General features: G+C 70.1%; 12 protein-coding genes and 2 riboswitches. Of the genes, 4 read left to right on the forward strand and 8 right to left on the reverse strand.

Going from position 1 to position 14217, the window contains the following annotated elements; translation table 11 throughout:
- Positions 1–29: 29 nt before the first annotated feature.
- The 8 genes from ACZ470_RS16265 to ACZ470_RS16300 all read right to left on the reverse strand — a co-directional run bounded on the left by ACZ470_RS16265 (position 30) and on the right by ACZ470_RS16300 (position 9304).
- Positions 30–1646: an ABC transporter ATP-binding protein gene (locus ACZ470_RS16265; protein WP_468427682.1), complete on the reverse strand. Its 1617-nt coding sequence runs from the start codon at positions 1644–1646 to the stop codon at positions 30–32.
- The gene (locus ACZ470_RS16270) at positions 1643–2644 is read right to left on the reverse strand and encodes an ABC transporter ATP-binding protein (RefSeq protein ID WP_468427684.1); all 1002 of its coding nucleotides are present in this window, start codon (positions 2642–2644) and stop codon (positions 1643–1645) included. Before ACZ470_RS16270 ends, ACZ470_RS16265 begins: the two co-directional genes overlap by 4 nt.
- Positions 2645–2650: 6 nt before the next feature.
- A complete protein-coding gene (locus ACZ470_RS16275; protein WP_468427686.1) occupies positions 2651–3610 on the reverse strand; it encodes an ABC transporter permease in 960 nt (319 codons plus the stop codon).
- Position 3611: 1 nt separating this feature from the next.
- Positions 3612–4616, reverse strand: a complete 1005-nt coding sequence (locus ACZ470_RS16280; RefSeq protein ID WP_468427688.1) for an ABC transporter permease — start codon at positions 4614–4616, stop codon at positions 3612–3614.
- A 105-nt stretch (positions 4617–4721) separates the two neighbouring features.
- The gene (locus ACZ470_RS16285) at positions 4722–6392 is read right to left on the reverse strand and encodes an ABC transporter substrate-binding protein (RefSeq protein WP_468427690.1); all 1671 of its coding nucleotides are present in this window, start codon (positions 6390–6392) and stop codon (positions 4722–4724) included.
- A gap of 390 nt (positions 6393–6782) precedes the next feature.
- The gene (locus ACZ470_RS16290; protein WP_468428135.1) at positions 6783–7535 is read right to left on the reverse strand and encodes an enhanced serine sensitivity protein SseB C-terminal domain-containing protein; all 753 of its coding nucleotides are present in this window, start codon (positions 7533–7535) and stop codon (positions 6783–6785) included.
- A gap of 267 nt (positions 7536–7802) precedes the next feature.
- Positions 7803–8582: an enhanced serine sensitivity protein SseB gene (locus ACZ470_RS16295; RefSeq protein WP_468427692.1), complete on the reverse strand. Its 780-nt coding sequence runs from the start codon at positions 8580–8582 to the stop codon at positions 7803–7805.
- A 53-nt stretch (positions 8583–8635) separates the two neighbouring features.
- Positions 8636–9304 (reverse strand): AAA family ATPase, encoded by a 669-nt coding sequence (locus tag ACZ470_RS16300; protein ID WP_468427694.1) that lies wholly within the window; start codon positions 9302–9304, stop codon positions 8636–8638.
- Positions 9305–9525: 221 nt separating this feature from the next.
- A riboswitch (glycine riboswitch) is annotated at positions 9526–9626 on the forward strand.
- A riboswitch (glycine riboswitch) is annotated at positions 9627–9743 on the forward strand.
- A gap of 39 nt (positions 9744–9782) precedes the next feature.
- Here ACZ470_RS16300 and gcvT point away from each other — a divergent pair.
- From gcvT to ACZ470_RS16320, 4 genes are all read left to right on the forward strand, one after another.
- A complete protein-coding gene (gene gcvT, locus ACZ470_RS16305; RefSeq protein ID WP_468427696.1) occupies positions 9783–10901 on the forward strand; it encodes a glycine cleavage system aminomethyltransferase GcvT in 1119 nt (372 codons plus the stop codon).
- Positions 10902–11015: 114 nt separating this feature from the next.
- Positions 11016–11393 (forward strand): glycine cleavage system protein GcvH, encoded by a 378-nt coding sequence (gcvH, locus tag ACZ470_RS16310; protein WP_468427698.1) that lies wholly within the window; start codon positions 11016–11018, stop codon positions 11391–11393.
- Positions 11394–11407: 14 nt separating this feature from the next.
- Entirely contained in the window at positions 11408–12664 is a 1257-nt protein-coding gene (glyA, locus tag ACZ470_RS16315) for a serine hydroxymethyltransferase (protein ID WP_468427700.1), read from the forward strand.
- Between the two features lie 163 nt (positions 12665–12827).
- Positions 12828–14195, forward strand: a complete 1368-nt coding sequence (locus ACZ470_RS16320) for an L-serine ammonia-lyase (RefSeq protein WP_468427702.1) — start codon at positions 12828–12830, stop codon at positions 14193–14195.
- Positions 14196–14217 lie beyond the last annotated feature (22 nt).

Below are 14217 nucleotides of genomic sequence, written 5' to 3' on the forward strand. Positions count from 1 at the left end.
GGCCCCGTCGGGCGGGCCACGGCAGCGGGCTAGACGGCCTTCCCGGCGGCCTTCTCCGGGCTCTCGCCCGCACTCTCGGCCGCCTTGTCGCCCTCGTCGGCGCTCTTCTCCGCCTTCTCGGCCCCGTCGGCGCTCTCCGCCGTCGCGGCGTCAGTCGCCTCCTCGGCGCCAGCAGGCTCCGTCGAGCTCTCGGCCTTCTCCGCGGCCTCGGTCTCCCCGGCGCTGTCCGCCTTCTCGCCGCCGTCGGCACTCTCGGCCGTTGCGGCGTCAGCGGCCTCGTCGGCGTCAGCGGTCTCCGCCGAGCTCTCGGCCTTCTCCGCCTCCTCGGTCTCCCCGGCACTGTCCGCCTTCTCGCCGCCGTCGGCACTCTCCGCCGTTGCGACGTCAGCGGTCTCCGCCGAGCTCTCGGCCTTCTCCGCCTCCTCGGCATCCGCCGAGGAGGCGGCCTCGTCGGCATTCTCGGACTTCTCCGAGACCTCGGCCTTCTCGCTCTTCTTCGTCGGCTCCGGCGTGTCCGACTGCTTGAGCGTCTTCTCCGCCTCCGGCGGGCCGGCCTGTTCCGGGACCGTCGGGGTGCCCGGGTCCTCGGTCGCCGGGTTGTCGTCCACGCCCTCGCGCGTCGCCGCCACGATCTCGCCCGTGGTCCGCCGCAGCGTCCCGGCGGCGATCTCGTCGGCGTAGTGGCAGGCCACCCGGTGGCCGCCGCCGACGTCCCGCAGTTCCGGCCGCTCGGTCGAGCACCGCTCGGCCTGGGCCCAGGGGCAGCGCGTGTGGAAACGGCAGCCGGTGGGCGGGTTGGCCGGGGAGGGCAGGTCGCCGGTGAGCAGGATGCGCTCGCGCTTGTCCTCCACCTCCGGGTCCGGCACCGGCACCGCCGACATCAGGGCCTTGGTGTACGGGTGCTTCGGCTCGGCGTACAGCGCGTCGCTCGGTGCCTCCTCGACCAGCGAGCCCAGGTACATCACGCCGATCGTGTCGGAGATGTGGCGGACCACCGCGAGGTCGTGCGCGATCACCAGATAGGTCAGGCCGAGTTCCTCCTGGAGTTCCTCCAGCAGGTTGATGACCTGGGCCTGGACCGACACGTCGAGCGCGGAGACCGGCTCGTCGCAGATGATCACATCGGGTTCGAGGACCAGCGCGCGGGCGATGCCGATGCGCTGACGCTGGCCGCCGGAGAACTCGTGCGGGTAGCGGGAGAGCGCGTTGGAGGGCAGGCCGACCTTGTCCAGGATCGACTTGATCTTCTCCCGGCGCTCCTCCTGGTCCTTGCCGATGCCGTGGGCGACCATGCCCTCGGACAGGATCGACTCGATGTTCTGCCGGGGGTTGAGCGAGCCCAGCGGGTCCTGGAAGACCATCTGGAGCCGGCGCCGGAACCGGCGCATCTCCTCACTCGGCAGCTTCGCCAGGTCGGTGCCGTCGAGGACGACGGAGCCCTCGGTGATGTCCACCAGCCGCAGCACCGACCGCCCGAGGGTGGTCTTGCCGCAGCCGGACTCGCCGACCAGACCGTACGTCTCGCCGGCCTCGACCTTCAGCGACACCCCGTCCACGGCGTAGACGTGGCCGACCGTGCGGTCGAACAGGATGCCCTTCTTGATGGGGAAGTGGACCTTGACGCCGTCCAGTTCGAGCAGGCTCATGCGGTGACCTCCTCGGCCTTCGCGTCGTCGAGTACGGGGTTGACGCACCGCACCTGGTGGCCGGCCGCACGCGGCTCGGTGAGCAGCGGGGTACCGGTCAGGCAGCCCATCTCGTACCGGTCGCAGCGGGGCGCGAAGGCACAGCCGTCGGCCCAGGCGATGCGGTCGTTGATGGAGCCGCGGATGGGGTTGAGCGGCTCGCCCCGGGGAGCGTCCAGACGCGGGATGGAGCCCAGCAGTCCGTGCGCGTAGGGGTGGGTGGGGTGGCCGAACAGCTCGCGGCGCCCGGCGGACTCCACGACCTTGCCCGCGTAGAGGACGTTGACCTGGTCGCAGAGACCGGCGACCACGCCGAGGTCGTGGGTGATCATCAGCAGGGCGGTGCCCTCCTGGTCCACGAGTTCCTTGAGCAGCTCCAGGATCTGCGCCTGGATGGTCACGTCGAGGGCCGTGGTGGGCTCGTCGGCGATGAGCATGCGCGGGGCGCAGGCGACGGCCATGGCGATCAGCGCGCGCTGGCGCATGCCGCCGGAGAGCTGGTGCGGGTACTCCTTGAGCCGCCGGGTGGGGTCGGGGATGCCGACCCGGTCCAGCAGGTGGGCGGCCTCCTTGCGGGCGGCCTCGCCCTTCATCCCGCGGTGGCGCTCCAGGATCTCGGTGACCTGCACGCCGACCGGGACGACCGGGTTGAGCGAGGACAGCGGGTCCTGGAAGATCATCGCCATTTCGCTGCCGCGCAGGTCGCGGCGGGCGGACGGGCTCATCGTGAACAGGTTCTGGCCGTCGAAGTCGGCACGGCCGCCGATGGTGACGCCCTTGTGGGGCAGCAGGCCCATCAGGGCCAGGGAGGTGACGGACTTTCCGCAGCCGGACTCGCCGACCAGGCCCACGACCTGGCCCTGGTCGACCTCGAAGGAGACGCCGTCGACCGCCCGGGACTCCTTGCGGCCGCGGCCGCCGAAGGTGATGGTCAGTTCGTCGACAGTGAGCAGAGACATGGTGGTTCAGCCCCTCAGCTTCGGGTCGAGGGCTTCCCGCATGGCCTCGCCGAGGAGGGTGAAGCCGAGGGCGGTGATGATGATGCCGACGGCGGGGTAGACCGCCATCAACGGCGCGTTGTCGAAGAAGCGCTGGGCCTGGGTGAGCATGACCCCCCACTCGGGGATGGCCGGGTCGGGGTTGCCGAGCCCCAGGTAGGACAGGGCGGCCGCCTCGATGATCGCGGTGGCCAGGGAGAGCGTGGCCTGCACGATCACCGGGCTGAGCGAGTTGGGGATGATCTGCGAGACCACGATGCGCCGCTTGCGCACGCCCAGGGACTTGGCGGCGAGCACGTAGTCCGCGCCGCCCTGCGCCAGCATGGAGCCGCGCAGGAGCCGTGCGAACACGGGGATCTGGACGACACCCACGGCGATCATCACGGTGGTCAGCGACTGGCCCATGACGGCGGCGATGGACACGGCGAGCAGCAGCGAGGGCAGCGCCAGCATCATGTCGATGAACCGCATGATGACGGAGTCGACGCGCTTGCCGGTCTCCCCGCCGAGGGTGGCGGCGGCTCCGGAGAGGCCGCCGATCAGGAAGCCGATAAACAGGCCGATGAGCGTGGCGACGACGCCGACGAGCAGCGTCTGGCGGGCGCCGACCAGCATGCGGGAGAACATGTCCCGGCCGAGGTGGTCGAGTCCGAACCAGTTCTCGCCGCGCGGGCCGACGAACTCGCCCCGGTTGGGGAAGACCTCGTTCCGCCAGGTCTGGGCGGTCGGCGCGTACGGCGCGAGGTAGGGCCCGACGATCGCGAGGAGGACGAACAGGGCGATGATGACCGCGCCGATGATCGCCATCTTGCTGCGCTTCAGGCGGCGGAAGGCCTCCCGCCACAGGCTGGCGCCGGTGCTGGTCTCCTTGGTCGCGGCGAGTTCCGCGAGGCGCTGGATCTTGTCGGTCTTGGTGGCGACACTCATGTCAGTGCACCCGCACTCTCGGGTCGATGAGGCTGTACGCCAGGTCCACCAGCAAGTTGATCAGGACGTACACCAGCGCGATGAACATGATGAACCCGACGAGCACGGGGTAGTCGCGGGCGTCGATCGCGGTCCGGATGAAGGAGCCGATGCCGCCGAAGGCGAACACGGACTCGGTGAGGACGGCGCCGGAGAGCAGGGAGCCCGTGAGCAGACCGACCGCGGTCACCACGGGGAGCATCGCGTTGCGCATCACGTGCCGGTTGCGGACGACGCTCCGCTTGAGCCCCTTGGACTCGGCGGTGCGGACGTAGTCCTCGTCCTGCACCTCGAGGACGCTCGCGCGGGTCATGCGCACGATGACCGCGAGCGGGATGGAGGCCAGGGCGATCGACGGCAGGATCAGGTGCATGATCGCGTCCCAGGAGGCGTCGAACTCCCCGGTGAGTATGCCGTCCAGCACGGCGAAGCCGGTGACGTCCGTGGCGTTGATGCCGGTGTCCTGGCGGCCGTAGCTGGGGAAGATCCCGAGGTTGACGGCGAAGATGCCCTTGAGGATCAGGGCGAGGAAGAAGACCGGGATGCAGATGCCGACGAGCGAGCCGGAGACGGCGGTGACGTCGAGCCAGCCGCCGCGGTTGCGGGCGGCGAAGTAGCCGAGCGGAACGCCGACGGCCACGGCGATGAGGATCGCGAGGAGGGACAGCTCCACGGTTGCGGGGAAGCGCAGGACGAACTCGTCCCACACCGGCTGTCCGGTCTGGGTGGAGGTGCCCAGGTCGAGCTCGACGATGCGCTTGAGGAAGCGCCAGTACTGGACGTAGACGGGCTGGTCCAGCCCGAGCGCACGGTTGATGCGCGCCACTTCGGCCTCGGTGGCCTTCTCCCCCAGGATCGCTGAGGCGGGTCCGCCGGGCAGCCGGTCGAGCCACAGGAAGAGCAGTACCGACAGGCCGAGCAGCGTGGGTATGAGCTGGAGCAGTCTTCGTACGACGAGACGCAGCACCCCGCATGCCCCTTTCTTGCGTGGTTTCTTACATGAATGGACCCGCCCGGCCGCCGAGTTGCGACGACCGGGCGGACCCCCCGTTCTTGGTTTCCTGCCGCTCGCTTACTTGAACGAGGTCTCGGCGAAGACTTCCTGCGTCAGCGGGGAGACGTTCGGCGGGTTCACGTTCTTGGCGAAGGCGATGGCCGGCGGGGAGGACGAGACCGGGACACCCGGCAGGTACTCCATGATCGCCTCGTTGGCCTTCTCGTAGGCGGCCGTGCGCTCCTCGGCCTTGCCCAGCTTCGAGCCGGCGTTCACGGCGTCGAAGACCTTCTTGTCCTTGAAGCCCCACTGCTTGTCGTACCCGGCGAACCAGGTGCCGATGAAGTTGAAGCCGTCGTTGAAGTCACCGGTCCAGCCGAGCATGTGCAGGTCGCAGGAGCCCGCCTCGGTGGCGTCGATGTAGTCCGGGGCCCACTTCATGGCCTTCGGCGTGACGGTGATGCCGGCCTTCTCGAGGTCGGCCTTCATCAGCTCGAACAGGTCCTGCGGGGCAGGCATGTACGGGCGGGTGACCTCGGTCGGGTAGCAGAACTCGACCTTGAGCTTCTCCTCACCGGCCTTCTTGAGGAGGTTCTTCGCCGCGGCGGTGTCGTACGGGTACTTCTTGACGTTCTTGGAGTAGCCCGCGATGGTGTCCGGCATGAACTGGTCGGCGACCTTGCCGCCCTCGGGCAGCTGGGTCTTGACCAGGTTCTCCTTGTCGATCGCCTGCGCGATCGCCTGGCGGACGTCCTTCTTCTTCAGGGCCTTGTTGGCCTCCTGGCTCATGCCCAGGTAGAAGAGGTTGAAGACGCCACGGGTCGGGACGACGTAGCCCTGGTCCTCGAGGGTCTTGACGTCGGCCGGGGCCACGAGGTCGTAGCCATCGATGTCACCGGCCTGGAGCGCCTGACGGCGGCCCTCCTCGGTGTCGATGGTGCGGAAGACCAGGTTCTTGATCTTGGCCTTGTCGCCCCAGTAGTCGTCGAAGCGCTCAAGGGTGACTTCCTTGTTGCCCTTGTTCCACTTCGTGATCTTGTACGGGCCGGTACCGGCGACCGTGCCGGCCTCCTGGCTGTACTTGGGGTACGTGATGGCGTCGCCCTTGGCGGTCGCCTCCTGCTTCTCGTACTCCTTGATGGCCTTCGGCGAGTGGATCGCCAGGGCCTGGAGGGAGAAGCCGCCGGGGAGGTTGGCGGAGGGCTCCTTGACCTCGATGACGGCGGTGTTCTCGTCCTTCGCGGTGCAGGACTTGTAGTTCGCCTCGGGCGTCTCCTTGTCCTCGTTCTTCGCGAAGCCGCCCATGATGGTCTGCCAGTAGTAGGAGACCGCGCTGGACTGGTAGGTGCCCGTCCAGTTGAACCAGTGGTCGTAGTTGGCGCAGACGGCCGCGGCGTTGAACGCCTCACCGTCGTGGAACTTCACGTTCTTGCGGAGGTTGAAGGTCCAGACGGTGCCGGCGTCGTTGCTCGACCAGGTCTCGGCGAGGCCACCAACCAGCTTGGTGCCGCCGGACTCGTGCTCGAGCAGGGCCTCGAACGCCTGACGCGTCACGCGGAAGGTTTCACCGTCGCTCGCGAGGGCAGGGTCGAGAGAACCGGGGTCACCGGCACCGGCGAAGACGAACGTGTCCTTGTCGCCGCTGCCCTTGCTGTTGTCGTCCCGCTCGCTGGAGCAGCCCGTGGCGATCAGACCGACCGCCACAGCGGCCGTGATCGCCCGAGCGGCTCGGGACTTGAATATGCGCATATTGGGGCCACTCCGGGTCCGCTATGTGGATGCACCTTGACCGGCCGAACACTACAGACGTTCACAGGCGGTCAGGAACAGTCCGGATAGCGGTGATACCTACCTGAGATCTGAACAGTTGACATATGGGGCGGTTCAGGCGTCCCTCCGTGAGGATTTAATCCCCCGGACACACGGACCTCCTCCCCAACCGCTTTCCAGGTGGCCTCAGGTGGCGTGAAGAACGGGTGAAACCGCAGGTGACAGGCGGTCAACGGGTGATCGCTGAGCGCGCATGGCCGAAAATCTGACGTGAAATCAGCGACCGGTGGCGGGGGTGCCGACGCATCCCGGCGCGCCTGTCCACTTCGTGGACAGTGACGCAGCGTCAGCAGTGGCGGGCCGGCTCCGTCAGCCCCGGTGGGCCGGCGGGTAGCCGTAGGCCGGGGCGGCGGGCGGCGGAGCGGCGCCGTGCGCCTCGCGGTCGTAGAACGGGCGTCCGTTGGCCCGCAGCCACATCGCGACCGGGTCGTGCTCGTCGGACATCGCGACGGTCGACACGGGCAGCCCGTCCGGGACCGCGCCGAGGGACTGCTGCATCATCGCCCGTACGGCGTCCACGGCCTGCGGGGACGTGTCGTACACGTCCAGGCCGATGGCGAGGTAGGGGGCGCCAAGGGCCGGCTGCACCCAGGCGCGGCGGAGCGCGCGGACGGCGGGGGTGCGGTGGGCGTTCTGCGCGAGGAGGGCGTAGAACTGGGGGATCTCGATGGCCGGTTCGGACAGCCGGAGCGGTCCCGCGGGCCGGCGGTCCAGGCCGCCGGCGATCCGGCGCAGGTCCAGCCAGGGGATGCCGACGCCGCCGCCGGGGGCGTGCGGGTTCAGCCAGAGCCCGTAGTGGTCGGGGTAGAGCGCGCGGGCCACTTCGAGGCCGTCGACCACCTCGTACGACCGGTTCCAGCCGCTGGCGGAGAGCTCCTGGGCGGAGGTGACGCAGGGGGCGTAGCCGTAGCCCTCGACCTCCATGTTCCCGTACTGGGCGTCCGGGGAGCCGGCCTGGCCGTGCCAGAGCAGCATCCAGACCTGGCCGGACGAGGGAGTCGCGAGCGCGCGCAGCAACGCCTCGTAGGCGTCGTAACGCCCGGGCGTCACCTGGCGCAGCATGTGCTCGACCTGACCGGCCGCCGCGGTGCCAGCGCTCACTTGTATCGCCCCTCCGTACAACCTCGCCAGCGAATGAACCTAGCTTAAGCCGACACGGGGCGGCGGGCTGCCGGGCTGCCGGGCTGCCGCGCGGCAGGCTCGCAGAAGAGTTCGGGGCTGCGCGTCGTCCGGCGGGTGCGGGTGCGTTGTGGCTTGTCGCGCAGTTCCCCGCGCCCCTAGGGGGTTGCGGAGCCGCATGTCGATACAGAGCCGCGCCCCTTTGGGGGGTTAGTGCGGGCGTTCGTAGAAGGGGCGGACCTTTGTGCGGAGCCAGTCGGCCACTGGGTCCTGGGCTATGTCCAGGACGATGAGGTTGACCGGCCAGGGGGCGGGGGTTCGGCCCAGGGCTCGGCCCAGGGCGTCCAGGGGGAGGGCGCGGGCGTCGCCCTCCCAGCGGGAGAGTTCCACGCCGATGAAGAGGACCGGGTCGGCGGTCTCGATCGCGGCCAGGCAGCGGCGGGCGGTGGTCACCACGCCGATGGAGTCGAACTCCGCCGTGGCCGCGGCGAGGAAGTCCACCGGGTCGTCCTGCCAGTCGGGTTCGAACAGCCGTACACGGCCGCCGGCCGCCGCGCCGTCCAGCGGGGTGCGTCCGGCCCGGCACAGCTCGGCCACGGCCGGCGGTGGCAGCGGGATGCCGACCACGCCGCCGGGGTTCACCGCGATCCCGGCCTGCGGCGGCAGACCGCGCGCGAACTCCACGGCGGGCGCGACGGTGTACGACATGTGGGAGCCGACGACCTGGCGGAACTGCTCCTCGGAGCTGAAGACGGGGACGTATGCCTGGCCGTCGAGCTCCATGGTGGGCAGGTCCAGGGGGCCGCTGTGCGGGCCGCCGCCGTTCGGCAGCGGGACCCAGACGAAGCTGCGGCCCAGCACCTCCACGATCCTGCCGCCCGCCGAGGGGACGCCGAGGGATGCGGAGAGCACCTCCTCCAGTTCGTTGCCGGGCCACCCACCGTGCGGATGGGGGTGCGTCTGCGCCGGGAAGTCCGCCGGGAAGTCCATCTGCCTACCGCCTGCTGCCTGGAACCACTGCTGTGGCTGGAAAGGCTATCCGGTCAGCCCGTGAAGCCGATCCGGCGCAGGGCGTCCGCCGCGTCCCGGTCGACGAGGACCGCCGATCCGCAGCCCGCCGGCAGGGTACCCCGCTCCACGTCGCGCAGCAGCCGCTCGTTCGCCACGCGGTGGCGCAGGAACGCGTACCGGGAGACCCCGCGCCCCCGTTCGCGCTGGCCGGCCAGGGCCTGTTGCGGGGTGACGTCCAGCAGCAGCAGATGCAGGTTCGCGTCCCGGCGGCGGGCCTCGCGGGCCAGCCAGCGGCGCACCCAGGCCTGCGTACCGCAGTCGTGCACCACGACCGGGCCGCCGGAGCGCAGGACGCGGCGCAGGCCGGCGTAGTGGGCGAGGCGGACCAGCGGCCGGTACACCGAGTACGGCAGGAAGCGCGGCATGAGGTCGTCCCAGCGGTCCCGGGTGTCCTGGGAGTCGACGCGGGTGCCGCGCACCGCGCGCCGCATCAGGGTGGACTTGCCGCTGCCGGGGAGTCCGGTGACCACGACGAGGTCGCGGGGCCCGAAGAGCAGGGCGCGCGGGCTGCGACCGCCCCGCTCGCGCAGATCGCGGACGACGGGCGCAGGCAGCGCGCCGCCGACCTGACGGATCTCAGCCGCCGGCTGCTGGGGCAGCGCGACCCCCGTGGTGGTGGCGCACGCCGTGGTCCTGTTCACCTGATCGTCCTCCCCTGGGGCCAGGTACGGGTACCGATCCCCACCGAGTGTAAAGAGAAGGTAATGCCCGGGTCTCTCTTTTCCGTCCCTTTCCTGAAACAGGCCTGTCACAGCATCCTGTGACCGTGCCCGCACACGCCGTGCACCCCCAGAGAAGGGTCCCCCTGCCGCGCCCCGACAATGCGTGCAATGATGTGCGCGCCAACTGCATACCGGCCGTTTGAATCCGCGCGGGAGAGTCCCCGGCACCGTTTGTCGCCGGGGCGCCGAAGGAGCAAGTCCCTCCCTTGAATCTCTCAGGCCCCGTTACCGCGCGGGCGAGGCACATCTGAAAAGCGGGCCGCCGTGACAGTGCTCCGGTGGCTCCACCCAAGGTGCAAGCCAGGACCGTGTGCCGGTCATGGCGAACCTCTCAGGTTCCGATGACAGATGGGGAGGAAACGTCCTCGCCGCCGTCATGCCTTTGGGAGACCGACCGATGAGCAGTACCGAACCCCGTCGGACCGCGCTCGATGCCCTGCATCGTTCGCTCGGCGCCACGATGACCGACTTCGCCGGCTGGGACATGCCCCTGCGCTACGGCTCCGAGCGCGACGAGCACAACGCCGTGCGGACGAGGGCCGGTCTCTTCGACCTCTCGCACATGGGTGAGATCACCGTCACCGGGCCGGAGGCCGCCGCGCTCCTCGACCACGCCCTGGTCGGCAACATCGGGGGCGTCAAGCCCGGCCGCGCCCGCTACACCATGATCTGCCGCGAGGACGGCGGCATCCTGGACGACCTGATCGTCTACCGGCTGGACGACACCGAGTACATGGTGGTCGCCAACGCCTCCAACGCGCAGACGGTGCTCGACGCGCTCGTCGAGCGCGCGGCCGGTTTCGACGCCGAGGTCCGCGACGACCGCGACGCGTACGCGCTGCTGGCCGTGCAGGGCCCCGAGTCCCCGGGGATCCTCGCGTCGCTCACCGACGCCGACCTGGACGGCCTGAAGTACTACGCCGGTCTGCCCGGCACCGTCGCCGGTGTCCCCGCGCTGATCGCCCGTACCGGCTACACCGGCGAGGACGGCTTCGAACTGTTCGTGAAGCCCGAGCACGCGGTGGAGCTGTGGCAGGCGCTCACCAAGGCGGGCGAGGGCGCCGGACTGGTCCCCTGCGGGCTGTCCTGCCGGGACACGCTGCGCCTGGAGGCGGGCATGCCGCTGTACGGGAACGAGCTGAGCACCTCCCTCACGCCCTTCGACGCCGGTCTCGGCCGGGTGGTGAAGTTCGAGAAGGAGGGCGACTTCGTGGGCCGTACGGCGCTCGCCGAGGCCGCCGAGCGCGCCGCCTCCGAGCCCCCGCGCGTCCTGGTCGGCCTGGTCGCCGAGGGCCGCCGGGTCCCGCGCGCCGGGTACGCGGTCGTGGCCGGCGGCGAGGTGATCGGCGAGGTGACCTCCGGCGCCCCCTCCCCGACGCTGGGCAAGCCGATCGCGATGGCGTACGTCGACGCCGCGCACGCGGCGCCGGGCACGAAGGGTGTCGGTGTGGACATCCGGGGCAGCCACGAGCCGTACGAGGTCGTGGCGCTGCCGTTCTACAAGCGGCAGAAGTGACACCGTCTTCGGACGGCTTCCGCGCGTGAGGTGAGCACGGCGCGCCCGCTCACCGGTGGCGCACGCAGTTCCCCCAGTCATCAGCAGTCCCCCGCGTACAGGAGAATTCAGGCCATGAGCAACCCCCAGCAGCTGCGTTACAGCAAGGAGCACGAGTGGCTGTCGGCCGCCGAGGACGGCGTGTCGACGGTCGGCATCACGGAGCACGCGGCCAACGCGCTCGGCGACGTGGTCTTCGTCCAGCTCCCCGAGGTCGGTGCCGGCGTGACCGCGGGCGAGACCTGCGGCGAGCTGGAGTCCACCAAGTCGGTCAGCGACCTCTACTCCCCCGTCACCGGTGAGATCACCGAGGTGAACGAGGACGTCGTGAACGACCCGTCGCTGGTGAACTCGGCCCCCTTCGAGGGCGGCTGGCTGTTCAAGGTGCGCGTCACCGACGAGCCGGCCGACCTGCTGACCGCCGCCGAGTACGACGCCCACATCGCGGGCTGAGGAGCCGTAGCCGCATGTCGCTTCTGAACACGCCCCTGCACGAGCTCGACCCGGCGGTGGCCGCCGCGGTCGACGCCGAGCTGCACCGGCAGCAGTCCACCCTCGAGATGATCGCCTCGGAGAACTTCGCCCCGGTCGCGGTCATGGAGGCGCAGGGCTCGGTCCTCACCAACAAGTACGCCGAGGGCTACCCCGGCCGCCGCTACTACGGCGGCTGCGAGCACGTCGACGTGATCGAGCAGATCGCCATCGACCGGGTCAAGGAGCTCTTCGGCGCCGAGCACGCCAACGTGCAGCCGCACTCGGGCGCGCAGGCCAACGCGGCCGCGATGTTCGCGCTGCTCAAGCCCGGCGACACGATCATGGGTCTGAACCTCGCGCACGGCGGGCACCTGACCCACGGCATGAAGATCAACTTCTCCGGCAAGCTCTACAACGTGGTCGCGTACCACGTCGGCGACGACGGCCAGGTCGACATGGCCGAGGTCGAGCGGCTGGCCAAGGAGAACAAGCCGAAGCTGATCGTGGCCGGCTGGTCGGCGTACCCGCGTCAGCTGGACTTCGCCGCGTTCCGCCGGATCGCGGACGAGGTCGGCGCGTACCTCATGGTCGACATGGCGCACTTCGCCGGTCTGGTGGCCGCGGGGCTGCACCCGAACCCGGTCCCGCACGCCCACGTGGTGACGACGACCACGCACAAGACGCTGGGCGGCCCGCGCGGCGGTGTGATCCTCTCCACGGCCGAGCTGGCCAAGAAGATCAACTCCGCGGTGTTCCCCGGCCAGCAGGGCGGGCCGCTGGAGCATGTGATCGCCGCCAAGGCCGTCGCCTTCAAGGTGTGCGCCTCCGAGGAGTTCAAGGAGCGCCAGCGCCGCACCCTGGAGGGTGCCCGCATCCTGGCCGAGCGCCTGGTCAAGGACGACGTCAAGGCCGTCGGCGTGGACGTGCTGTCCGGCGGCACGGACGTGCACCTGGTCCTGGTGGACCTGCGCAATTCCGAGCTGGACGGCCAGCAGGCGGAGGACCGCCTCCACGAGGTCGGCATCACCGTCAACCGCAACGCGATCCCGAACGACCCGCGCCCGCCGATGGTCACCTCGGGCCTGCGGATCGGTACGCCCGCCCTGGCCACCCGGGGCTTCACCGCCGAGGACTTCACCGAGGTCGCGGACGTGATCGCCGAGGCGCTGAAGCCTTCCTTCGACGTGGAGGCGCTCCGGGCGCGAGTCACGGCCCTTGCCGAGAAGCACCCGCTGTACCCGGGTCTGTAGTAGTTTCGTACGCTTTCCTTCGTACGGATGTCCGGGGCATCGCGCACACTGGTCCGGTGAGCGCGGTGCCCCGCACCATTCACCGCAAAAACGATCCCTCTTCTCCGAACCACCCTGTTCCCCGGTGGACAGCGTCGTCCGCCGAACCCTTAGGAGTCCTCCCGTGGCCATCTCGGTCTTCGATCTGTTCTCGATCGGCATCGGCCCGTCCAGCTCGCACACGGTCGGCCCGATGCGGGCGGCCCGGATGTTCGCCCGGCGGCTGCGCAACGAGGACCTGCTGGACTCGGTCGCCTCGGTCCGGGCGGAGCTGTACGGCTCCCTCGGCGCCACCGGGCACGGCCACGGCACGCCCAAGGCGGTGCTGCTGGGCCTGGAGGGCGACTCGCCCCGGACGGTGGACGTGGAGTCGGCCGACGAGCGGGTGGAGAAGATCAAGGACGGCGGGCGGATCCGCCTCCTGGGCGAGCACGAGATCGCGTTCTCCTTCGACGACGACATGGTGCTGCACCGCCGCAAGGCGCTCCCCTACCACGCCAACGGCATGACGCTGTGGGCGTACGACGCGTCCGGCGCGGAGCTGCTGTCGAAGACGTACTACTCGGTCGGCGGCGGATTCGTCGTCGACGAGGACGCGGTGGGCGCGGACCGCATCAAGCTCGACGACACGGTCCTGAAGTACCCCTTCCGCACGGGCGACGAGCTGCTCCGCCTGACGAGGGAGACCGGCCTGTCCATCTCCGCCCTGATGCTGGAGAACGAGCGCGCCTGGCGGAGCGAGGAGGAGATCCGCGAGGGCCTGCTGGAGATCTGGCGGGTGATGCGGGCGTGCGTCGACCGCGGCATGTCCCGCGAGGGCATTCTGCCGGGCGGTCTCAAGGTGCGGCGGCGGGCCGCGAACACCGCGCGCAAGCTGCGCTCCGAGGGCGATCCGCAGGCCCTCGCCATGGAGTGGATCACCCTGTACGCGATGGCCGTGAACGAGGAGAACGCGGCCGGCGGCCGGGTCGTCACGGCGCCGACGAACGGAGCGGCGGGCATCATCCCGGCCGTCCTGCACTACTACGTCAACTTCGTGCCCGGCGCCGACGAGGAGGGCGTGGTCCGCTTCCTGCTCGCGGCCGGGGCGATCGGCATGCTCTTCAAGGAGAACGCCTCCATCTCCGGCGCCGAGGTCGGCTGCCAGGGCGAGGTCGGCTCCGCCTGCTCCATGGCCGCGGGCGCGCTCGCGGAGGTGCTGGGCGGCTCCCCGGAGCAGGTGGAGAACGCGGCCGAGATCGGCATGGAGCACAACCTCGGCCTGACCTGCGACCCGGTCGGCGGCCTGGTGCAGATCCCGTGCATCGAGCGCAACGGCATGGCCGCGGTGAAGGCGGTCACGGCGGCCCGGATGGCGATGCGCGGCGACGGCTCGCACAAGGTGTCCCTGGACAAGGTCATCAAGACGATGAAGGACACCGGCGCGGACATGTCGGTCAAGTACAAGGAGACGGCCCGGGGCGGGCTGGCGGTCAACATCATCGAGTGCTAGGGCCCGTCCGGCGGATCAGGTC

Source organism: Streptomyces sp. NPDC031111 (genome assembly GCF_055570675.1).

What these genes read in the sequence shown, in the direction of transcription:
- gcvT (WP_468427696.1), top strand. Translation starts at nt 9,783, where the DNA reads ATGAGCAGTACCGAACCCCGTCGGACCGCGCTCGATGCCCTGCATCGT.
- ACZ470_RS16275 (WP_468427686.1), bottom strand. Translation starts at nt 3,610, where the DNA reads ATGAGTGTCGCCACCAAGACCGACAAGATCCAGCGCCTCGCGGAACTC.
- glyA (WP_468427700.1), top strand. Translation starts at nt 11,408, where the DNA reads ATGTCGCTTCTGAACACGCCCCTGCACGAGCTCGACCCGGCGGTGGCC.
- ACZ470_RS16285 (WP_468427690.1), bottom strand. Translation starts at nt 6,392, where the DNA reads ATGCGCATATTCAAGTCCCGAGCCGCTCGGGCGATCACGGCCGCTGTG.
- ACZ470_RS16265 (WP_468427682.1), bottom strand. Translation starts at nt 1,646, where the DNA reads ATGAGCCTGCTCGAACTGGACGGCGTCAAGGTCCACTTCCCCATCAAG.
- ACZ470_RS16295 (WP_468427692.1), bottom strand. Translation starts at nt 8,582, where the DNA reads ATGGACTTCCCGGCGGACTTCCCGGCGCAGACGCACCCCCATCCGCAC.
- gcvH (WP_468427698.1), top strand. Translation starts at nt 11,016, where the DNA reads ATGAGCAACCCCCAGCAGCTGCGTTACAGCAAGGAGCACGAGTGGCTG.
- ACZ470_RS16290 (WP_468428135.1), bottom strand. Translation starts at nt 7,535, where the DNA reads ATGCTGCGCCAGGTGACGCCCGGGCGTTACGACGCCTACGAGGCGTTG.
- ACZ470_RS16270 (WP_468427684.1), bottom strand. Translation starts at nt 2,644, where the DNA reads ATGTCTCTGCTCACTGTCGACGAACTGACCATCACCTTCGGCGGCCGC.